The sequence below is a fragment of the Mesorhizobium sp. B2-1-1 genome (assembly GCF_006442975.2).
Taxonomy (GTDB): domain Bacteria; phylum Pseudomonadota; class Alphaproteobacteria; order Rhizobiales; family Rhizobiaceae; genus Mesorhizobium.
The window spans coordinates 4,473,382-4,493,075 of the sequence record NZ_CP083954.1; the positions used below are offsets into that span (position 1 = coordinate 4,473,382).

Sequence of the window (19,694 nt, forward strand, 5' to 3'; positions counted from 1 at the left end):
TTCGGACAACTCCGAAAAGTGAAGCGCCGGGTGCTCTTTCTAAGCGGGTTCCGGAGAACTGTCACACAGTTTCCGGAAACCGGGCGCATTGCGACGAAAAGTCTGGACGGATCAGCCCGCCGACGTCGAATGCGCCCAATCCCAATAGAGCTCCCGCGCCTTCTTGGCCACCGGCCCGGGCTGCAGGCTGCGGTCCTCGATGCGCGTGATCGGAATGACCTTGGAATGGTTGCCGGTCGAAAAAATCTCATCCGCCTCGAGGAATTCACGCACCGACAGCGCCTTTTCGGTGGTCTTGAACCCGTACTCGCCAAGCAACGTCATCGTGCGCGAGCGGGTGATGCCGGACAGGAAGGTGCCGTTCGGCGCCGGCGTCAGGACGTGGCCGTCCTTGACCAGGAAGATGTTCGAGGTTCCGGTCTCGGCGACGTTGCCCAGCATGTCGAGCACCAGGGCGTTGTCGAAGCCGCGCATCTTGGCTTCGAGGATGGCACGGCCATTGTTGGGATAGAGGCAGCCGGCCTTGGCGTTGGTCGGCATGGTTTCGATAGTCGGGCGCCGGAACGGCGAAACCGTCACGGAAAAGCCGGTCGGCGAGATCATCGGCGATTCGTAGAGGCACAGGCAGAAACGGGTCGAGGCGGGATCGGCCGGCACGCCCATATAGCCGCCGTGCTCGGCCCAATACATCGGCCTGATATAGACAGCCGTCTTGCCATCGAATTTCTTCAATCCGTCCCAGGTCAGTCCGACGATCTTCTCGGCCGTCATCGAAGGCTTGAGACCGAGCGCGATCGCCGAGGCATTCACGCGCGCGGCATGAAGGTCAAGATCGGGAGCGACACCCTCGAACCAGCGGGCGCCGTCGAACACGCTGGTGCCGAGCCACATTGCGTGGCTGCGCGGGCCCAAAACGGCGACATTGCCCTCGTACCAGTCGCCGTCGACGAAAGTCCATGTCGCGGAAAGTGCGGCAGCCGCCAGTGTCATTGCTTTGTCCCGTTCCGATCAATCTCGTGTTGCAGCATTGGATGACGCTTTGGCCGGCGTCGTCAACCAGCATCGGGGAGTTTTGTTGAGGCCACAGACGGCGCGCTGCAATCAAGACTTGCACCTTGCCCCGCCTCGCCTCAAAACTGTTGCCATGCAATACGCCGCTTATGTTTTCGACGCCTACGGCACACTGTTCGATGTTCATGCCGCCGTGCGCCGCCACGCCGACGCCATCGGACCGGACGGCCAGTTGCTGTCCGAGATCTGGCGCGCCAAGCAACTCGAATATTCCTGGGTGCGTACGTTGATGGGCGCCTATGCCGATTTTTGGCAACTCACCGAGCAGGCACTTGATTTCGCGTTGCACAAGGTGCCCTCTGCCGATCCCGGCCTCAAGGCGGCATTGCTGGATGCCTATTGGCGGCTGGACTGCTATGCGGAAGTGCCCGCCGTGCTGAAGGCGCTGAAGGCGTCCGGCGCCAAGCTGGCAATCCTGTCCAACGGTTCACCGGAAATGCTGGAGGCAGCCGTTAAATCCGCGGCGCTCGATCAGGTGCTGGACGATATCTATTCCGTCGATGCGGTACGGCGCTTCAAGACCGATCCGTCGGTCTACGACATGGTCACGACAGGCTGGCGCCTCTATCCGGGTGCGGTCTCCTTCCAGTCGTCCAACCGCTGGGACATTGCCGGCGCGACCAAGTTCGGCTTCCGCACCGTGTGGATCAACCGCTCCAACCAGCCGGAGGAGTATCGGGATTTTCCACCGGCCCTGATCCTGCCGTCGCTCGATGCCCTTGTCACAGGTGGCTAACGCATGCGGCCCAAAAGTAATCCTGGTTTTCGCTCCTGTGACCGTAGCGCCACAGTGGCGACGCGGTCACAGCTTCGCCTTTGTTTGTCCACCTTGAGGCCAGATTCGGAACCGCCTATCGCGCCCAAGTGTTGATCAGGCACCCTCGCAACGGTCGGCATATTCATGCTTTGTTGCGATTTCAGACTTAAAGAAGGCAACCATGTTCCCAGCCGAAATCGAATCCTATCGCCTGAGCCGTCGCGGCTTTCTCAATGCCGCAGCCCTGGGCGCCGCCTCGATCGCGGTTTCCGCATGCGCCACCACCGGGTCCGGGCCAGTCGAGCCACCGCCACCGGCCTATGTCGAGCCGCCGCTCGCCGACTACGTGACGATGTACGCCGCCGTCAGCGATGGCGGTTTCGAAGTGCCGGCCATTCCCGTCGACAGGATCGATCCGCAATTCCTGCGCCAGATCGTGCCCGACCCGACCGGCCAGAAGCCGGGAACCATCGTCGTCGATACGACCGGCCACTTCCTCTATCTGGTTCGTCCGGGCGGCCAGGCGATCCGCTACGGCGTCGGCCTCGGCCGCGCCGGCTTCGAATGGTCGGGCGATGCCGTCGTCCAGTGGAAACAGAAGTGGCCGAAATGGACGCCGCCGGACGAGATGATCGCCCGGCAGCCGGAACTGAGGCAATACAGCGCTGACAATGGCGGTATGCCGGGCGGGCTGAAAAACCCGCTCGGTGCACGTGCGCTCTATCTCTTCCAGGGCAACGTCGACACGCTCTACCGGCTGCACGGCTCGCCGGAATGGCGTTCGATCGGCAAGTCGGTGTCGTCGGGCTGCGTGCGCCTGATGAACCAGGACATTATAGACCTATATGATCGCGTGCCTTCGAAGACCCCGGTCATCGTGACCAGCGACGCCAGCCAGCCCATGGTGGCGACCGCGAATCACAAAGCCATCCCGATCGATGCCGGCGTGCCGGACGGATCGGTGCTGCTTGGCCCGGTGAAAGCGGTGAGCGACGCGATTTTCTGATGGGAGCGAGGGTGAATGCGGCGACTCGCCGCCTTCACCTCCACATCAGCCTATCCCTGCATGGCCGTTGCGCGATCGCGCTTCCCTATCTGCCCCTCGACAGACTCCCGAGTATCCCGCGCACGATGGCGCGGCCGACCGACGAGCCGACAGAGCGCACCACCGACTTGATCGCGGCTTCCGCCACCGTCTGGCGGTTGGACGAGCGCGGTTGAGGCGGGCGTCTGCCGCCGGGTTGCGGCGGCGGAGCATCATTGCCGAAGCCCGGAATGGTCCAGCGTGAACGGCCGGCGTCGGCCTGCTGTGCCTCGGCATCCGCCGCGTCCTTGGCCTTTTTCTGCAGCATCTCGAAAGCCGATTCGCGATCGACACCCTCATCGTACTGACCGATCACCGGGCTTTCCTGGATCAGCTTCCGCCGCTCGGCTGGGGTTATGGGCCCAAGTCGTGACGATGGCGGACGGATCAGCGTGCGCTGGACCATGGACGGGATGCCCTTGGCTTCCAGCACTGAAACCAGCGCTTCGCCGGTGCCCAGTTGCGTGATCACGGTCGCGCAATCGAAATCCGGATTTGGCCGGAACGTCTCGGCCGCGGTCCTTACCGCCTGCTGCTCGCGCGGCGTGTAGGCGCGCAACGCATGCTGGACCCGGTTGCCGAGCTGGGCCAGAACCTTCTCAGGAATATCCAGAGGGTTCTGCGTGACGAAATAGACGCCGACGCCCTTCGAGCGGATCAGACGCACCACCTGCTCGACGCGGTCGATCAGCACCTTCGGCGCGTCGTCGAAAAGCAGATGTGCCTCGTCGAAGAAGAAGACCAGCTTCGGCTTGTCGGGATCGCCCACTTCGGGCAGCTCCTCGAACAGTTCCGACATCAGCCAAAGCAGGAACGTCGCGTAGAGTCGCGGATTCATCATCAGCTTGTCGGCGGCCAGCACGCTGATGGCGCCGCGGCCGTCGCGGGTGGTGCGCATGATGTCGGCGATGCGCAATGCCGGCTCGCCGAAGAAATTCGCCGCCCCCTGCTGTTCCAGCACCAGCAGCGTGCGCTGGATGGCGCCGACCGAGGGTTTCGTCACATTGCCGTAGCGGGCGCTGATCTCTTCGGCGCGCCCGGCGATATTGGCGAGCAGCGCCTGCAGGTCCTTGAGGTCGAGCAGCAGCAGGCCTTCCTCATCGGCGATGCGGAAGGCGATGTTCATGATGCCTTCCTGGGCTTCGGACAAATTCATCAACCGCGACAAGAGCAGCGGGCCCATCTCGGAGATGGTGGCGCGGATGGGGTGGCCCTGTTCGCCGAACAGATCCCAGAAGATGACGGGGAATTCCTGGAAGTCATAGGGGTCGAGCTTGACCTGCTCGGCGCGCTTGACCAGGAAATCCTGCGCCGTGCCGATCATGGCGATACCGGAGAGATCGCCCTTGATGTCGGCGCAGAACACCGGCACGCCGGCATTGGAGAATCCCTCGGCCAATATTTGCAAGGTGACCGTCTTGCCGGTGCCGGTGGCACCGGTCACCAAGCCGTGACGGTTGCCATATTGCAAAAGCAGGTTTTCGGGACGCTGATAGCTGTCGTCGGGCTTGCGGCTGGCGCCGATGAAAATGGTGTCGTCAGCCATGTGTCCGGTCTCCGCAACTGCTGTGTATAAAACCAGCCCTTCGCCCGAAGGTATAGTGGGGGCCTTGCACAGCGACAATGGCGATCGGCGAAAATGGCCTTTTTTGGAGCTTGCGGATTTTGCCCATGTTTGGCAATCGTTCATGCTTCGTGCTCGAAGGCTGGTGTACGCTCGAGGGATCGAATTCGAGTCTTGGAAGCGCATTGCATTGCGGTATCGCACCGGGACCCGTAGACTGAAGTGCTCCAGGCTGATGCGGCCGCATAGTGACGAGGACAGTGGATGAGCGCCGGAGCCTTGACCAGGGATAACGAAGTTCCGAATGCCGACCGGCAGCGATGGCTGGCCCTGGCTGAAAAGGCGCTCGCCGGCGCATCTTTCGAGGAAAAACTGATCTCGCACACCGATGACGGCATCCGCGTGGAACCGCTTTATGAGCGCGCGGCGGCGGCCGAGCCGATCGTGCGCGCCAACCCCGGATCGCCGTGGATCGTCAGCCAGCGCATCGACGATCCCGACATTGGTCGCGCCAAAGCCCAGGCGCTGGAGGACGTCGCGCAGGGCGCGACGGGATTGTCGCTCGTCTTCGAAGGTGCCCCGAACGCCTTCGGCTACGGCCTGCCGAGAACGGCGCAGGCGCTGGAGACGGTTCTGGACGGCATCCCGTTAAACCGCATCCAGATCCGGATCGACGCCCACCCATGGAGCCGCCCCATGGCCGACTGGCTGGTGGCGTTCCTTGGCAAGCGCCGCTCCGATCCGGCAAAGCTCAACCTCTCCTTCGGCATCGATCCGGCGGCGATCCTGGCCGGAACCGGCCGGTTGCGCATGTCGATCGAGGCGCTGCAGGAATCCATGCCGCAATCGCTGGCACATTTCTTTTCAATGGGCGTGCCCGGCGTGCTGCTCGAGGCGGATGGGCGGGTGTTCCACAATGCCGGCGCCACGGAGGCGCAGGAGCTTGGCATCATGCTCGCTTCGGCCGTCTCCTATCTCAGGATGTTCGAGAAAGCGCGGCAACCGCTCGTCTACGCAGCGCCCCATATCGGGTTTGCGCTGAGCGCCGACCAGGATCAGTTCCTGTCGATGGCCAAGGTCAGGGCCTTGCGCAGGCTGTGGGCTCGCGTCCAAGAAGCCTGCTCGATCCCGACTTCGACGGCCAATATTCACGCCGAGACGTCGTTTCGGATGATGACGGCATTGGACCCGGAGACCAACATCCTGCGCACGACGATCGCCTGCTTCGCCGCGGCGGCGGGCGGAGCCGATTCGATCGCTATCCTGCCGCACACCGTCGCGCATGGCCTGCCGGCGCCTTTCGCACGCCGCGTGGCCCGTAACGCGCAGTTGATCATGGGCAATGAAAGCCACATCGATCAGGTCGCCGATCCCGCCTGCGGCTCCGGTGGCGTCGAAGCGCTCACCGCTGGCCTCTGCGAAGCGGCCTGGTCCGAGTTGCAGGCGATCGAGGCCGAGGGCGGCGTGCTGTCCAGCCTTCAGGACGGACGCATACAGGAACGTGTTCGCACCGCCGCCGCCCAGCGTGCTGCCGCCTTCCGATCCCGCGAGCGCGCCATCGTCGGCGCCACGCTCTATCCGCAGAAAACCGAGCGCGCGGTCGAGACGCTGGCCGCGGAGCGGCGATCTGCCTTCACGGAAGGCATCGTCATGTGCGAGCCGCTGTTTCCGGTCCGCATCGATCAAGCGATCGGAGCCGCTTCTTGATTCCGGATTTCAGCCAGGTCGGCTGGGCGCCGCCTCGGCGGGCGCCGGTCGAGATCAAGGGCCAGCGGATGACGCCGGAAGGCCTTGCCGTCAAACATCTGTACAATCAGGGCGATCTCAAGGGGCTGCCGCATCTCGACACCTATCCGGGCATGCCGCCCTTCGTGCGCGGACCCTATCCGACCATGTATGTCCAGCAGCCGTGGACGATCCGGCAATATGCCGGTTTCTCGACGGCGGAAGAGTCAAACGCCTTCTACAGGCGCAATCTTGCCGCCGGCCAGAAAGGTCTGTCGGTCGCCTTCGATCTCGCCACGCACCGCGGCTATGACAGCGATCATCCGCGGGTGGCCGGCGATGTCGGAATGGCGGGCGTGGCCATCGATTCCATCCTCGACATGCGCCAGCTCTTCGACGGCATTCCGCTCGGCGAGATGACGGTGTCGATGACCATGAACGGCGCGGTGCTGCCGATCATGGCGCTCTACATCGTGGCGGCCGAGGAACAAGGGGTTGCGCAGAAGGATCTCGCAGGGACCATTCAGAACGACATTCTGAAGGAGTTCATGGTCCGCAACACCTATATCTATCCGCCGAAGCCCTCGATGCGGATCGTGTCGGACATCTTCTCCTACACATCCAGGCACATGCCGAAATTCAACTCGATCTCGATCTCCGGCTACCATATGCAGGAGGCCGGCGCGACGGCGGACCTGGAGCTCGCCTATACGATTGCCGACGGAATCGAATATGCCCGCGCCGGCGTCGCGGCCGGGCTCGACATCGACCGCTTCGCCCCGCGCCTGTCCTTCTTCTGGGCTGTTGGCATGAACTTTTTCATGGAAGTCGCCAAGCTCAGGGCGGCGCGGCTGCTGTGGTCAAGCCTGATGATGAAGAATTTTTCGCCGAAGGACGAGCGTTCGCTGTCCTTGCGCACCCACTGCCAGACTTCTGGCTGGTCGCTGACGGCGCAGGATCCCTACAACAACATCATCCGCACGATGATCGAGGCGATGGCCGCCACACAGGGCCATACACAATCGCTGCACACCAATTCCTTCGACGAGGCCATGGCGCTGCCGACGGATCATTCGGCCCGTATCGCCCGCAACACGCAGCTGATCCTGCAAAAGGAATCCGGCACCACGCGCATCATCGATCCGTGGGGCGGTTCGGCTTATCTCGAGAGGCTGACGCATGATCTGGCAGCGCGTGCGCTTGCCCATATCGAGGAGGTCGAGGCGCTCGGCGGCATGGCCGCGGCCACCGAGAAGGGCATTCCCAAGCTGCGCATCGAAGAGGCGGCCGCCCGCACCCAGGCGCGCATCGATTCAGGCGAGCAGGTGCTGGTCGGCGTCAACGCGCACCGGCCCGGTGCGGATATCGAAGTCGACGTCTTGAAGATCGACAATGCCGAGGTAAGAGCCCGGCAGCTATCGAAGCTGCAGCGGCTGAAGGGCACGCGCGACGTCGCGGTGCTCGAGAATGCGCTCGCAGCGCTCTCCCGCGCGGCCGAGAGCGGCGAGAACCTGCTCGAATTCGCCATCCACGCCGCGCGCGCCAATGCGACGGTCGGGGAGATTTCGCTGGCGCTGGAAAAGGTCTTTGGCCGCCACATCGCGTCGGTGCAGACGATTTCCGGCGTCTACCGCCAGGCGCTCGGCGACAATCCGGCCGTCGACCGGCTGCAGGAGAAGATCGGCGCGTTCGAAAAGAAGACCGGCGGCAAGCCGCGCATCCTGGTCGCCAAAATGGGACAGGACGGACATGACCGCGGCCAGAAGGTGATCGCCACAGCCTTTGCCGACCTCGGCTTCGACGTCACCGTCGGCGCCATGTTCCAGACGCCGGAGGAGATCGCGAAGCTCGCCCACGAGCAGGATGTGCACATTGTCGGCGCGTCGTCGCTGGCGGCGGGACATCTGACGCTGATCCCGGAACTCAGGGATGCGCTGAAGAGGCTCGGCCACAGCGACATGCTGATCGTTGCCGGCGGCGTGATCCCTCCGCAGGACTATGATGCCGTGCTGCAAGCGGGTGCGGCGGAAATCTTCCCGCCCGGTACCGTGATCCCGCAAGCAGCGGAGCGGCTGATCGACCGGCTGCTGGCGTCCTGAGTTATCGGCAACGAGTGTGTCCGGGCCTTCCTCCCATTCGTAAGTTATAATATCTGTTGCAACGGTGCGGCGGTCGAGTTATAATTGACGTTGCAACAGGAGCAATCCAGCATGAACACCACCATTCGCAAGATCGGCAATTCCGAAGGTGTGATCCTGCCCAAGGAGCTACTCGACCGCCTGAATCTCAAAGCCGGTGATCAGCTTCAGGTTCTCGAAACAGACAAGGACATCGTCCTCAAACCGGTCGACGATAGTTTCGAGCGGCAGATGGAAGCTGCTCGCAAGGTCATGGACAAGTACAAGGTCGCGCTTCAGAAGCTCGCCGAATGAACTGGGAGTTCCTGTCGCGCCGCGCGGTGGAGGCGATGCATGCCGAACAATTGCGCCGGCATGGCGGCGCACAAGGTTTGCGGGATGAAAATGCACTTGAATCGGCACTGGCCCGGGCCGAGAACAAGGCTAATTACGGCACTCCGTCGATTGAAGATCTTGCAGCAGCCTATGTCTTCGGCATTGCCAGAAATCATGCCTTTGGCGACGGCAACAAACGCACGGCTATTGTCGCCACCGGCGCCTTCCTGATCGTCAACGGTCACGTCCTGACGGCGGACAACGGCACGCTTTATGAATTCGTGATGGCTATCGCCGCCGGCGAGATCGATGAAGCGGGTGCCGCCGCATTTTTTCGCGACCACATCGTGAAGACCGAGGACTGATGTTGGGGTTCAGCCGCCCGCGCTCAGCTTGACGATTTCCCATTCCTTGCCATTGACGGTGGCCACATCGCCGACCTTCTTGCCAAACAAAGCAATCGCCATTGGCGATACATGGGAAATGCTGCCTTTCGATGGGTCAGCCTCGTCCTCGCCGACGATCTTCCAGTGCACCTTCTTGCCGTCGTCGGCTTCGAGCGTGGCGCCCATGCCGAAGCGGATGACATCGCTCCCGGGCTCGGGCACCGAAAGCTCGGCACTTTCGCGCCGCGCGGTCCAATAGCGCAGGTCGCGAGATACCAGTGCGATGCGCTCGCGGTCTCCCCGCCGCTCGGCTTTGGCCAATATGTCGCGCAGATCGGCCAGATTCTCCTCGATCATTGCCAGGCCACGCTCCGTCACCAGGTTGCGGTGTTGGCTGATCGGCCGTTCGCCGACGCCTGCGATGGCGTTTTCGCTGTCTTCCTCGCGGGTAAAGGCTCTGCTCATTGCTTGAACTTATGCCTGCCCTCACGACTTCACAAGTCATTGCCCCTCGCCGGGAACGCAGGTCCCGGCTGGCATGAATCCTGCCACTAGACGGGCAAAACGCCAGGACCTGTGCCGATGTTGAACAGACGCAAGCTACTTGTCCGGACAGCCGGTTTTGCCGTGTTCGGGCTTTCGCTGGGCAAGGCAGCGGCCGCGGGCTTGCCCGGCATCGAGAAAGCCTCGATGCGCGGATCGATCAACGCCACCGAGCTTGGCGTGCAACCCGGCACCTTTGACGATCAGAGCAAGGCTTTCGCCAAGCTGCTGCGCGAGGCCAGCGATCGCGACATGCCGGTGTTCCTGCAGCCCGGCACCTATGTCGTGTCCAACCTGACGCTGCCCGGCCGGGTGCGCCTTACCGGCGTGCCCGGCGCAACGCGCATCGTCTATGGTGGCGACGGCCACCTGTTCATGGCCGAACAAGCCGATCACATCGAGCTCAGCGGCCTGGTCCTCGACGGCTCAAACCGCTCGATGGGCGACTACGCGCAAGGACTGCTCGATCTGCGCCGCGTGGCGCATCTCATCGTCGATAATTGCCAGATAACCGGCAGCGGCAAGAACGGGCTGGCGCTCGAGCACGCGGCGGGCCGGGTCGAGCGCACGGAAATATCCGGAGCGGCGGACGCCGGCATCTATTCGGTCGAGGCCGCAGGGCTGGCGATCACAGGCAACACCGTCTCCGACTGCGCCAATGGCGGCATCCTCGTGCACCGCTGGCAGGCGGCGGAGGACGGCACCATCGTCACCGGCAACCGGGTCGAACGCATCGCGGCGCGCGGCGGCGGCACTGGCCAGAACGGCAATGGCATCAATGCCTTCCGCGCCGCCAACGTGATCGTCTCCGGCAATATTGTTTCGGACTGCGCATTCTCCGCCATCCGCGCCAACAGCGCCAGCAATCTGCAAGTATCGGGCAACACTTGCATGCGTTCCGGCGAAACGGCGGTCTATTCCGAATTCTCGTTCGAGGGCGCCGTTATCAGCAACAACATCGTCGATGGTGCCGCCAACGGCATCTCGATCGTCAATTTCAACGAAGGCGGACGCATGGGTGTTTGCTCGGGCAACATCGTGCGCAACCTGTCGACATCAGGCCCCTACCCCGCCGACCCGCCGGGATTCGGCGTCGGCATCGGCGTCGAGGCCGACACCACCGTGTCCAACAACGTCATCGAGAACGTGCCGCTCTACGGCATGTCGATCGGCTGGGGACCGTATCTGCGCAACGTCGTGGCCACCGGCAACATCATCCGCAAAGCGGGCACCGGCATCGTCGTCAGCGTGGTCGACGGTGCCGGAACCGCCATCATCTCCGACAATGTCATCGACGGCGCACGCAATGGCGCCATTGTCGGGCAGCGCTGGGCCGATCCGGCCACGGGCGATCTCGCCGCGTCAGCCGATACCGGCTTTCCGCATCTGACCGTCGAGCGCAATCACGTCAGTTGAGAAACGTCTGTCTCAGGCCAGTGCCGCCGTCGGCCTGAGCGCACCGACCGTGGCGCCTATCCGGCTTTCGATGGGTGCATTCGCCATTTCGAGCAGCTTCGCCGCCAAAACCTCGTCCGCACGCAGCAGTCGGGCGATGATTGCGGCCACCATGGATTCGGCGGCCCGGCCGGCACCATCATCGCATTTGAGTGCGATGCCGAGGCCAAGCTCGGGAAGCGCCGCGCAATGGACCCCTTCGGCGCCGCCCTTCGCAAATATTCGGCCAGGCGCCGCCTGCATCAGCGCGAGATCGGCGCGGCCTGTGCCGGCGACGAAGAACGGCTCGGCCATGCAAGCCGACAACAATCGCTTTGCCGCCCTGGCGCGCCCGGGCGCGAAGCCCCTGCCGGTCACCATGCGGGCAAAGCCAAGCGCGAAACTCCTGAGCGGCACCGCGTAGGTCGGGATCGAACAGCCATCGGTCGCGCGCTCGTCGGCGCCGTGGCGAGCTCCTGTCACCGCCTGCATGGCGTCGCGCACCATCTCCTGCAAGGCGTGATCCGCCCTGACATAGCCTTGAGGCTCGATGCCTGAATGGACGCAGGTGCAAAGAAAGCCGGAATGCTTACCGGAGCAATTGTTGTGCAAAGCGTTCGGGGAACCGCCTGCGCGGGCGAGTGCGATCGTCGCGTCATGGCTCGACGGCCAATGCGCGCCGCATTCAAGCGCCGACCCGTCCACCCCGGCCCTGGCGAGCATCGACCGCGCCAGTTCGACATGGGCCGGTTCGCCCGAATGGGAGGCACAGGCCAGCGCCAGTTCGCGGTTGCCGAAGCCGTAGGCATCGGCGGCGCCGCTTTCGACCAGGGGCAGCGCCTGGATCGCCTTGACCGCGGAGCGCGGAAACACCGGCCTCGATGTGTCGCCGATCTCAAGAACCGGCTTGCCATCGGCATCGAAAACCGCGACCGCGCCTCGGTGGGCGCTCTCGACGATAGCGCCACGCAGAACTTCGACCAGAACCGGATTTGTCATGTTGCCCCCGCGGATGCGGGTCGCTTTTACCGAATCCGATCGAGAATGGAAACGTAATTGGCGACCGCCGCGCCGCCCATATTGAAGATGCCGCCGAGCTTGGCGTTGGGCACCTGGATGCCGCCTGCCTCGCCGACGAGCTGCATGGCGCTCAGCACATGCATCGACACGCCGGTGGCGCCGATCGGATGACCCTTCGCCTTCAGGCCGCCGGACGGGTTGACCGGCAGCCGTCCGTCCTTTGCGGTCGTGCCGTCCAGCGCCAGCCTCGCGCCCTCCCCGGGCTTCGCCAGGCCCATGGCTTCATACTCGATCAATTCGGCGATGGTGAAGCAGTCATGCGTCTCGACGAAGGAGAGATCATCAAGCGTCACGCCGGCATTCCTGAGCGCCCGGCTCCAGGCCTGCTCGCAGCCTTCGAAGGTCAGGATGTCGCGCTTCGACATCGGCAGGAAATCCTGCACGTGCTCATTGGCGCGGAAGGTGACGGCGCGGCGCATCTTCAGTGCCGTCGCTGTGTCGGTGAGGACGAGAGCGGCGGCACCGTCGGAGACAAGCGAGCAGTCGGTGCGCTTCAGCGGGCCAGCGACGAAGGGGTTCTTCTCGCTCTCCTGGCGGCAGAATTCGTAGCCGAAATCCTTGCGCATCTGCGCATAGGGATTGTCGACGCCGTTCTTGTGATTCTTGGCGGCGATCATGGCAAGCGCATCCGACTGATCGCCGTAGCGCTGGAAATAGGCTTGTGCGATCTTGCCGAAGACGCCGGCAAAGCCGGCCGGCGTGTCGCCATCCTCGGGCAAATAGGAGGCTTTCAGCAGGTTCCTGCCGATCTCGGGGCCAGGCGTCGTCGTCATCTGCTCGGCGCCGACCACCAGCACGATGCGGGCGGCATTGGCATCGATGGCGCGGATGCCTTGCCGGACAGCGGCCGAACCGGTGGCGCAGGCGTTCTCGACGCGCGTCGCCGGCTTGAAGCGCAGCCGGTCGTCGGCCTGGAGGACAAGGCTGGCGGTGAAATCCTGTGCGGAAAAGCCGGCGTTGAAATGTCCGAGCACGATCTCGTCGACGTCGTCCGGGCCAATGCCGGCATGGTCGAGCGCCTCGGTTGCCACTTTGACGATCAGGCTCTCCAATGTTTCGCCTTCAAGCTTGCCGAAGCGCGAATGCGCCCAGCCAACGATGCATGCGGTCATGACAACCTCCATTTGCCGCGGATCCTAACACGTCATATCGCGGCCTGAGCACTCAATATTGTTCAATAATGAACCGTTTTCCAGTCCGCGGATGAGCCAGAGCCGACAATCGGTTGTTGTTTGGGCTGAATTTTTGTTGATTGACCCGTCAATAAAAAATAACTTCACCGAAACAATGGGAACAGCATGCCGAAAGTCGGAATGGAGCCACTGCGGCGTAAAGCGCTCATCGACGCGACGATCTCGGCGATCGGCGAGCGCGGCTCGCTTGACGTGACGATGTCGGAGATCGCCGGGCGCGCCGGCGTGTCGTCGGCGCTGGCCCATCACTATTTCGGCGCCAAGGATGAGCTGCTGTTCGCGACGATGCGGCATATCCTGGCCGAACTGACCACGGACATGCGGCGCGCGCTTCAATCCGCCGGTTCCCCACGCGAGCGCGTCTCGGCGGTCGTGGCCGTCAATTTCTCCGACATCCAGTTCCGGGCCGAAACGATCGCCGCCTGGCTCGCCTTCTATGTCGAGGCGCAGAAATCGGCTGCGTTGCGCCGGCTGCTCAGGATTTATGCGCGACGGCTGCATTCGAACCTGATGAGCGGGCTGGCCGGCATCCTGTCCCGAGCCGAGGCCGACCGCGTCGCCGAAGTGACGGCGGCGATGATCGACGGGCTGTACATCAGGCGCGCGCTTAAGGACGGCGTGCCCGATGCCGCGACCGCGATCGCATTGGTCGAGGACTATCTCGAAACGAAACTCAGCGGACGGCAGACGCAGTGACACGCAAGCACCCTAACTTCCTGATCGTCATGGTCGATCAGCTCAACGGAACTTTCTTTCCGGACGGGCCGGCTGACTTCCTGCACGCGCCGCATCTGAAGGCGTTGGCCGCCCGCTCGGCGCGCTTCCGCAACAATTACACCGGCTCGCCGCTCTGTGCGCCGGGCCGTGCCTCGTTCATGAGCGGCCAGTTGCCGTCGCGCACCGGAGTCTATGACAACGCCGCCGAGTTCGCCTCGTCGATCCCGACCTTCGCTCATCATCTGCGCGCCGCCGGCTACCATACTTGCCTGTCGGGCAAGATGCACTTCGTCGGGCCGGACCAGTTGCACGGCTTCGAGGAACGGCTGACCACGGACATCTACCCCGCCGATTTCGGTTGGACGCCGGATTATCGTAAGCCCGGCGAGCGCATCGACTGGTGGTATCACAATCTGGGTTCGGTGACCGGGGCCGGCATTGCGGAAACCACCAACCAGATGGAATATGACGACGAGGTCGTGTTCCTCGCCACGCAGAAGCTCTACCAGCTTTCGCGGGAGCAGGATGATGAGGAGCGCCGGCCCTGGTGCCTGACCGTTTCGCTGTCACATCCGCACGACCCCTATGTCACGCGCAAGCAGTACTGGGATCTCTACGAAAATTGCAAGGCGCTCGACCCGGAAACCAATTTCATTGCGTATGACGAACAGGATACGCATTCGCAGCGGCTGTATGTCGCCAGCGATTATCCGTCGTTCCAGATCACCCCTGAGCAGGTGCGCCGTTCGCGGCGTGGCTATTTCGCCAATATTTCCTATGTCGACGACAAGCTCGGCGAGCTCCTGGACGTCCTCAAGCGGACGCGCATGCTTGACAACACCACCATCCTGTTCTGCTCCGACCATGGCGACATGCTCGGCGAGCGCGGCCTGTGGTTCAAGATGAGCTTCTTCGAGGGCTCGGCGCGGGTGCCGCTGATGATTGCCGGCAGGGGCGTTGCGGCCGGGCTGATCGAAGCGCCGGTTTCCAATCTCGACGTGACGCCGACGCTTTGCGAACTCGCTGGCATCGACATCGATGCCGTCGCGCCATGGACCGATGGCCAATCGCTGCTGCCTCTGATCGACGGTGAGCGGCGCAGCGCGCCTGTGCTGATGGAATATGCGGCTGAGGGTTCATACGCGCCTCTGGTGGCTATCCGCGAGGGCCGATACAAGTTCGTCCATTGCGAGCTCGATGCGCCGCAACTGTTCGATCTCCAATCCGACCCGCTGGAGCGGGAAAACCTCGCGGCCGATCCGGCCAACGAACCGCTGGTCGCGGCGTTCATGGACAAGGTGCGGGCGCGCTGGGACATGGCCGCTTTCGACGCTGCGGTGCGCGAAAGCCAGGCGCGCCGCTGGGTCGTCTATCGGGCGCTGCGCAACGGCGCCTACTACCCCTGGGATTTCCAGCCGCTGCAGAAAGCGTCCGAGCGCTACATGCGCAACCACATGAACCTCGACACTCTCGAGGAGAGCAAGCGGTATCCTCGAGGCGAATGATGACTACGCTTGTCCCCTCACTCGACCACCTGAAGCAAGCCTATGCGGTCACCGCCAAGGCGACGCAGATCACGCCGCTGCTGGAATCGGCGGCGCTCGCCAGGGAAACCGGCGCCGCTCGCGTCTTCGTCAAGGCGGAATCGCTGCAATGGGCGGGATCGTTCAAGGTTCGGGGCGCCTATTGGCGGCTGAAGCGGCTGTCGCCCGACGAAGCCAAGAAGGGCGTCGTCGCTTATTCTTCCGGCAATTTTGCGCAAGGACTGGCGGCTGCGGGCCAGGCGCTCGGCATTCCCGTCACCATCGTCATGCCGATCGACGCGCCGGCCGCCAAGCGCGACGCCACAGCAGGCTACGGCGCGCGCGTGGTGCTTACCGATCACGGCGAGCGCGCGCGTGAGGAAGTCGCCGCCGCCAAGGCGCGCGAGATCGCCGAGACCGAAGGGCTGACATTGCTGCATCCCTTCGACGATCCGGAAATCGTCGCCGGCCAGGCAGGTGCCGGGCTGGAGGCGCTGGAGCAGCTTTCTGCCAAGGGCGCGAAGGCGGACGTGCTGTTCTGCTCGGTCGGCGGCGGCGGCCTGATCGGCGGCGTTTCGCTCGCTTTCCACTACCTGTCGCCGGCCACGGAAATCATCGGCGTCGAGCCCGAAGGTTTCAACGGCATGGGCGCCTCGCTGGCGCATGGCAGCATCGAGACCATGCCGCTCGCCCCGAATTCGATCTGTGACGGGCTGATGTCACGGCGGCCCGGCGACGCGCCGTTCGCGGCGGTCAGAACCGCCGGCGTTCGCGGCATCACTGTCGACGACGCCTTGGTGCGGCGGGCAATGAAAATCGCCTTCGAGCGGATGAAGCTGGTGCTTGAGCCGTCCGGAGCTGCCTCGCTGGCGGCACTGCTCGGCGGCAAGGTGGATGTGGCCGGCAAGACCGTCCTTGTGGTGGCTACCGGCGGCAATGTCTCGCTCGCCGATTTCATCACGCATATGAACGATGGGCGCATATGAACAATGCTTGAAGCGGATTTCGTCATCATCGGCTCCGGCTCCGCCGGCTCGGCCATGGCCTATCGCCTGTCGGAGGATGGCAAGCACTCGGTCATCGTTATCGAATTCGGCGGCTCCGATATCGGGCCGCTGATCCAGATGCCATCGGCGCTGTCGATCCCGCTCAATATGAGCCTCTACGACTGGGGTTTTGCCAGCGAGCCCGAGCCGCATCTCGGCGGCCGCGTGCTGGCGACGCCGCGCGGCAAGGTGATCGGAGGCTCGTCCTCGATCAACGGCATGGTCTATGTGCGCGGCCACGCCCGCGACTTCGACCACTGGGCCGAACAGGGAGCCGCCGGCTGGGGTTTTGCAGACGTGCTTCCCTATTTCAAGCGCGTGGAAGATGCGGATGGCGGCGAGGACGGCTGGCGGGGCCATGGCGGGCCGCTGCACGTGCGACGCGGCACGCGGAAAAATCCGCTCTATGGCGCCTTCGTCGAAGCGGGCCGCCAGGCCGGCTTCGAACTGACCGACGACTATAACGGCTCCAGGCAAGAGGGGTTCGGCCCGATGGAGCAGACCATTTTCGGCGGCCGCCGCTGGTCGGCGGCATCAGCCTATCTGAGGCCGGCGCTCAGGCGCAAAAACGTAAGCCTGGTCAAGGGCTTTGCGCGACGGGTGATCATCGAGAATCAACGCGCCATCGGGGTCGAAATCGAAGCTCGCAAACAGATTCAAGTCGTTAAGGCGCGACGTGAGGTGATCGTCGCGGCATCGTCGATCAATTCGCCGAAAATCCTGATGCTGTCGGGCATCGGGCCTGCGGAACATCTCAGGGAAAACGGCATCGCGGTGGTGGCCGATAGACCCGGCGTCGGCCGCAACCTGCAGGACCATCTGGAACTTTATATCCAGCAGGAATCGACAAAGCCGATCACGCTGAATTCGGTGCTCAACCCGTTTTCCAAGGCGATGATCGGGGCGCAGTGGCTGTTCTTCAAGACCGGCCTTGGCGCCACCAATCATTTTGAGGCGGCGGCCTTCGTGCGCTCGCGCGCCGGGGTCGACTATCCTGATATCCAGTACCACTTCATCCCGGCGGCGGTGCGCTATGACGGCAAGGCGGCGGCGAAGTCGCATGGTTTTCAGGCGCATGTCGGGCCAATGCGCTCGAAGTCGCGCGGCTCGGTGACGCTGCGCTCGCCGGATCCGAATTCGAAACCGGTGATCCACTTCAACTACATGTCGCATCCCGACGACTGGAGCGAGTTCCGCCACTGCATCAGGCTGACGCGCGAGATTTTCGGCCAGAAGGCCTTCGACGGCTTCCGCGGCCAGGAAATTTCGCCCGGCAGCCACGTGCAATCGGACGACGACCTCGACATCTTCATCAGGGATCACGCCGAAAGCGCCTATCATCCCTGCGGCACCTGCCGGATGGGCCGCGCCGACGAGGTCACGAGCGTCGTCGATCCGGAATGCCGCGTGATCGGCGTCGAGGGCCTGCGGGTAGCCGATTCCTCTATCTTCCCGCGCGTCACCAACGGCAACCTCAACGCGCCGTCGATCATGACTGGCGAGAAGGCTTCCGACCACATTCTCGGCCGCACGCCGCTGGCGCCTTCCAACCAGGAACCATGGATCAATCCCCGCTGGCAGGCGTCCGACAGATAGAGCATGATCGTGCAACCGCACGATCGGCATGCCGCTAAGACGATTTGGAGAAGCCTATGCGCGCCCAGCCAACGGCATCGCACTATGTCAACGGACGCTACATAGACGACGAGCAAGGCGCGCCACTGCCGGTCATCTATCCGGCAACCGGCGAGACCATCGCCCTGCTGCGCTCGGCGACGCCGAACGTGCTGGAACTCGCCATCGAGGCTGCGCGTGCCGCGCAACCGGCTTGGGCGCGGCTGAAGCCGGTGGAGCGCGGCCGCATCCTGCGCCGCGCCGCCGACATCTTGCGCGCCCGCAACGCCGATCTTGCCCGCCTCGAGACGCTCGACACCGGTAAGGCGATTCAGGAAACGCTGGTGGCGGATGCGCCATCGGCCGCGGATTGCCTGGAATATTTCGGCGGCGCGGTTGCAGCTTACAATGGCGAGGCTGTCGATTTGGGCGGGGCCTTCGCCTACACGCGGCGCGAGGCGCTCGGCGTTTGCGTCGGCATAGGCGCCTGGAACTATCCAATCCAGATCGCCGGCTGGAAATCCGCGCCCGCGCTCGCCATGGGCAACGCCATGGTGTTCAAACCATCGGAAAACACGCCATTGTCGGCATTGGCCCTGGCCGAGATCTACAGCGAGGCAGGCCTGCCCGACGGGCTGTTCAACGTCGTGCAAGGCTATGGCGATGTCGGCGCCAGCCTGGTCAGCCACGATGTCGTGGCCAAGGTGTCGGTGACCGGCTCGGTGCCGACCGGCCGCAAGGTGCTGTCGCTCGCCGGCTCGAAGATGAAGCACGCGACGATGGAACTCGGCGGCAAGTCGCCGCTGATCGTCTTCGACGACGCCGATCTCGAGAATGCCGTCGGCGGCGCCATGCTCGGCAATTTCTATTCGACGGGGCAGATCTGCTCCAACGGCACACGCGTCTTCGTCCAGAAGGGCATCCATGACCGCTTCGTCGACCGGCTCGTCGAGCGAACCAAGAAGATCCGCATCGGCGACCCACTCGATGCCGAAACCCAGATGGGGCCGCTGGTCAGCAAGGCACAGCAGGAGAAGGTCGTCTCCTACATCGCGGCGGGCAAGCAAGAAGGCGCCACGCTCGCCTGCGGTGGCAACGTGCCTTCGCTGCAAGGTTTTGAAGGCGGCTTCTTCGTCGAGCCGACGGTGTTCACCGGGGTGAGCGACAGCATGCGCATCGCGCGCGAAGAAATCTTTGGGCCTGTCATGAGCGTGCTGAAATTCGACGGCGAGGACGAGGTGGTCGAGCGCGCCAACGACACGGAGTTCGGCCTCGCGGCCGGCGTGTTCACGCGCGACCTGCCGCGCGCGCACCGTGTCATCGCCGAGCTGCAGGCCGGCACGTGCTGGATCAACGCCTACAACCTGACCCCGGTCGAAATCCCCTTCGGCGGTATCAAGCAATCCGGCATCGGGCGAGAAAATTCACTGGCCGCGCTGGCGCTCTATTCGCAGATGAAGGCGGTTTATGTCGAGACCGGGGATGTGGTCAGCCCGTATTGAGC

17 protein-coding genes are annotated in these 19,694 nt (G+C 63.6%); 12 read left to right on the top strand and 5 right to left on the bottom strand.

Going from position 1 to position 19,694, the window contains the following annotated elements:
* Window positions 1–111 precede the first annotated feature (111 nt).
* Entirely contained in the window at window positions 112–990 is an 879-nt protein-coding gene (locus FJ972_RS22095; protein WP_140494756.1) for a branched-chain amino acid aminotransferase, read from the bottom strand.
* A 154-nt stretch (window positions 991–1,144) separates the two neighbouring features.
* On the opposite strand from FJ972_RS22095, the gene FJ972_RS22100 reads away from it, so the two are divergent.
* Together FJ972_RS22100 and FJ972_RS22105 are read left to right on the top strand one after the other, a co-directional pair.
* The gene (locus FJ972_RS22100; protein WP_140494758.1) at window positions 1,145–1,807 is read left to right on the top strand and encodes a haloacid dehalogenase type II; all 663 of its coding nucleotides are present in this window, start codon (window positions 1,145–1,147) and stop codon (window positions 1,805–1,807) included.
* Between the two features lie 202 nt (window positions 1,808–2,009).
* Entirely contained in the window at window positions 2,010–2,834 is an 825-nt protein-coding gene (locus tag FJ972_RS22105) for a L,D-transpeptidase (protein ID WP_140494760.1), read from the top strand.
* Window positions 2,835–2,919: 85 nt separating this feature from the next.
* Here FJ972_RS22105 and FJ972_RS22110 read toward each other — a convergent pair whose 3' ends face one another.
* Window positions 2,920–4,458: a helicase HerA-like C-terminal domain-containing protein gene (locus tag FJ972_RS22110; RefSeq protein ID WP_140520738.1), complete on the bottom strand. Its 1,539-nt coding sequence runs from the start codon at window positions 4,456–4,458 to the stop codon at window positions 2,920–2,922.
* 282 nt (window positions 4,459–4,740) lie between these two features.
* Here FJ972_RS22110 and FJ972_RS22115 point away from each other — a divergent pair, with 282 nt between their 5' ends.
* From FJ972_RS22115 to FJ972_RS22130, 4 genes are all read left to right on the top strand, one after another.
* The gene (locus FJ972_RS22115; protein WP_140520739.1) at window positions 4,741–6,183 is read left to right on the top strand and encodes a methylmalonyl-CoA mutase subunit beta; all 1,443 of its coding nucleotides are present in this window, start codon (window positions 4,741–4,743) and stop codon (window positions 6,181–6,183) included.
* Window positions 6,180–8,300 carry a methylmalonyl-CoA mutase gene (gene scpA / locus FJ972_RS22120; RefSeq protein WP_140517950.1) on the top strand — a complete coding sequence of 707 codons (2,121 nt, stop codon included), beginning with the start codon at window positions 6,180–6,182 and terminating at the stop codon, window positions 8,298–8,300. Before FJ972_RS22115 ends, scpA begins: the two co-directional genes overlap by 4 nt.
* A 111-nt stretch (window positions 8,301–8,411) precedes the next feature.
* Complete coding sequence (locus FJ972_RS22125) at window positions 8,412–8,633, top strand: AbrB/MazE/SpoVT family DNA-binding domain-containing protein (RefSeq protein ID WP_140494768.1); 222 nt, start codon at window positions 8,412–8,414, stop codon at window positions 8,631–8,633.
* A complete protein-coding gene (locus tag FJ972_RS22130; RefSeq protein WP_140520740.1) occupies window positions 8,630–9,019 on the top strand; it encodes a type II toxin-antitoxin system death-on-curing family toxin in 390 nt (129 codons plus the stop codon). Before FJ972_RS22125 ends, FJ972_RS22130 begins: the two co-directional genes overlap by 4 nt.
* A gap of 9 nt (window positions 9,020–9,028) precedes the next feature.
* Here FJ972_RS22130 and greA read toward each other — a convergent pair whose 3' ends face one another.
* Entirely contained in the window at window positions 9,029–9,505 is a 477-nt protein-coding gene (greA, locus tag FJ972_RS22135; protein ID WP_140520741.1) for a transcription elongation factor GreA, read from the bottom strand.
* A gap of 117 nt (window positions 9,506–9,622) precedes the next feature.
* Here greA and FJ972_RS22140 point away from each other — a divergent pair, with 117 nt between their 5' ends.
* Complete coding sequence (locus FJ972_RS22140; RefSeq protein ID WP_140520742.1) at window positions 9,623–10,999, top strand: TIGR03808 family TAT-translocated repetitive protein; 1,377 nt, start codon at window positions 9,623–9,625, stop codon at window positions 10,997–10,999.
* Between the two features lie 12 nt (window positions 11,000–11,011).
* Here the strand turns inward: FJ972_RS22140 and FJ972_RS22145 are convergent, their stop codons facing one another.
* Both FJ972_RS22145 and FJ972_RS22150 read right to left on the bottom strand, forming a co-directional pair.
* Entirely contained in the window at window positions 11,012–12,016 is a 1,005-nt protein-coding gene (locus tag FJ972_RS22145; RefSeq protein WP_140520743.1) for an asparaginase, read from the bottom strand.
* Window positions 12,017–12,042: 26 nt separating this feature from the next.
* Window positions 12,043–13,209, bottom strand: coding sequence for an acetyl-CoA acetyltransferase (locus FJ972_RS22150; RefSeq protein ID WP_140520744.1), 1,167 nt, complete (start codon window positions 13,207–13,209; stop codon window positions 12,043–12,045).
* A 186-nt stretch (window positions 13,210–13,395) separates the two neighbouring features.
* Between FJ972_RS22150 and betI the strand changes: the two genes are divergently transcribed.
* From betI to betB, 5 genes are read left to right on the top strand one after another with little or no spacing between them, the layout of a single operon-like run.
* A complete protein-coding gene (gene betI, locus FJ972_RS22155) occupies window positions 13,396–13,986 on the top strand; it encodes a choline-responsive transcriptional repressor BetI (RefSeq protein ID WP_140520745.1) in 591 nt (196 codons plus the stop codon).
* The gene (gene betC / locus FJ972_RS22160; RefSeq protein ID WP_140520746.1) at window positions 13,983–15,512 is read left to right on the top strand and encodes a choline-sulfatase; all 1,530 of its coding nucleotides are present in this window, start codon (window positions 13,983–13,985) and stop codon (window positions 15,510–15,512) included. Before betI ends, betC begins: the two co-directional genes overlap by 4 nt.
* Window positions 15,509–16,516, top strand: a complete 1,008-nt coding sequence (locus FJ972_RS22165) for a threonine/serine dehydratase (protein WP_140520747.1) — start codon at window positions 15,509–15,511, stop codon at window positions 16,514–16,516. The genes betC and FJ972_RS22165 overlap by 4 nt, the downstream gene beginning before the upstream one ends.
* A 3-nt stretch (window positions 16,517–16,519) precedes the next feature.
* Window positions 16,520–18,172, top strand: a complete 1,653-nt coding sequence (betA, locus tag FJ972_RS22170; RefSeq protein ID WP_140520748.1) for a choline dehydrogenase — start codon at window positions 16,520–16,522, stop codon at window positions 18,170–18,172.
* Window positions 18,173–18,228: 56 nt separating this feature from the next.
* Window positions 18,229–19,692: a betaine-aldehyde dehydrogenase gene (betB, locus tag FJ972_RS22175; protein WP_140520749.1), complete on the top strand. Its 1,464-nt coding sequence runs from the start codon at window positions 18,229–18,231 to the stop codon at window positions 19,690–19,692.
* Window positions 19,693–19,694 lie beyond the last annotated feature (2 nt).

Coding starts and splice junctions, on each gene's coding strand:
- FJ972_RS22115 (WP_140520739.1), top strand. CDS start 4,741: ATGAGCGCCGGAGCCTTGACCAGGGATAACGAAGTTCCGAATGCCGAC.
- FJ972_RS22100 (WP_140494758.1), top strand. CDS start 1,145: ATGCAATACGCCGCTTATGTTTTCGACGCCTACGGCACACTGTTCGAT.
- FJ972_RS22095 (WP_140494756.1), bottom strand. CDS start 990: ATGACACTGGCGGCTGCCGCACTTTCCGCGACATGGACTTTCGTCGAC.
- betB (WP_140520749.1), top strand. CDS start 18,229: ATGCGCGCCCAGCCAACGGCATCGCACTATGTCAACGGACGCTACATA.
- FJ972_RS22165 (WP_140520747.1), top strand. CDS start 15,509: ATGATGACTACGCTTGTCCCCTCACTCGACCACCTGAAGCAAGCCTAT.
- FJ972_RS22110 (WP_140520738.1), bottom strand. CDS start 4,458: ATGGCTGACGACACCATTTTCATCGGCGCCAGCCGCAAGCCCGACGAC.
- FJ972_RS22140 (WP_140520742.1), top strand. CDS start 9,623: ATGTTGAACAGACGCAAGCTACTTGTCCGGACAGCCGGTTTTGCCGTG.
- FJ972_RS22150 (WP_140520744.1), bottom strand. CDS start 13,209: ATGACCGCATGCATCGTTGGCTGGGCGCATTCGCGCTTCGGCAAGCTT.
- FJ972_RS22105 (WP_140494760.1), top strand. CDS start 2,010: ATGTTCCCAGCCGAAATCGAATCCTATCGCCTGAGCCGTCGCGGCTTT.
- betA (WP_140520748.1), top strand. CDS start 16,520: ATGCTTGAAGCGGATTTCGTCATCATCGGCTCCGGCTCCGCCGGCTCG.
- greA (WP_140520741.1), bottom strand. CDS start 9,505: ATGAGCAGAGCCTTTACCCGCGAGGAAGACAGCGAAAACGCCATCGCA.
- betI (WP_140520745.1), top strand. CDS start 13,396: ATGCCGAAAGTCGGAATGGAGCCACTGCGGCGTAAAGCGCTCATCGAC.
- FJ972_RS22130 (WP_140520740.1), top strand. CDS start 8,630: ATGAACTGGGAGTTCCTGTCGCGCCGCGCGGTGGAGGCGATGCATGCC.
- FJ972_RS22125 (WP_140494768.1), top strand. CDS start 8,412: ATGAACACCACCATTCGCAAGATCGGCAATTCCGAAGGTGTGATCCTG.
- FJ972_RS22145 (WP_140520743.1), bottom strand. CDS start 12,016: ATGACAAATCCGGTTCTGGTCGAAGTTCTGCGTGGCGCTATCGTCGAG.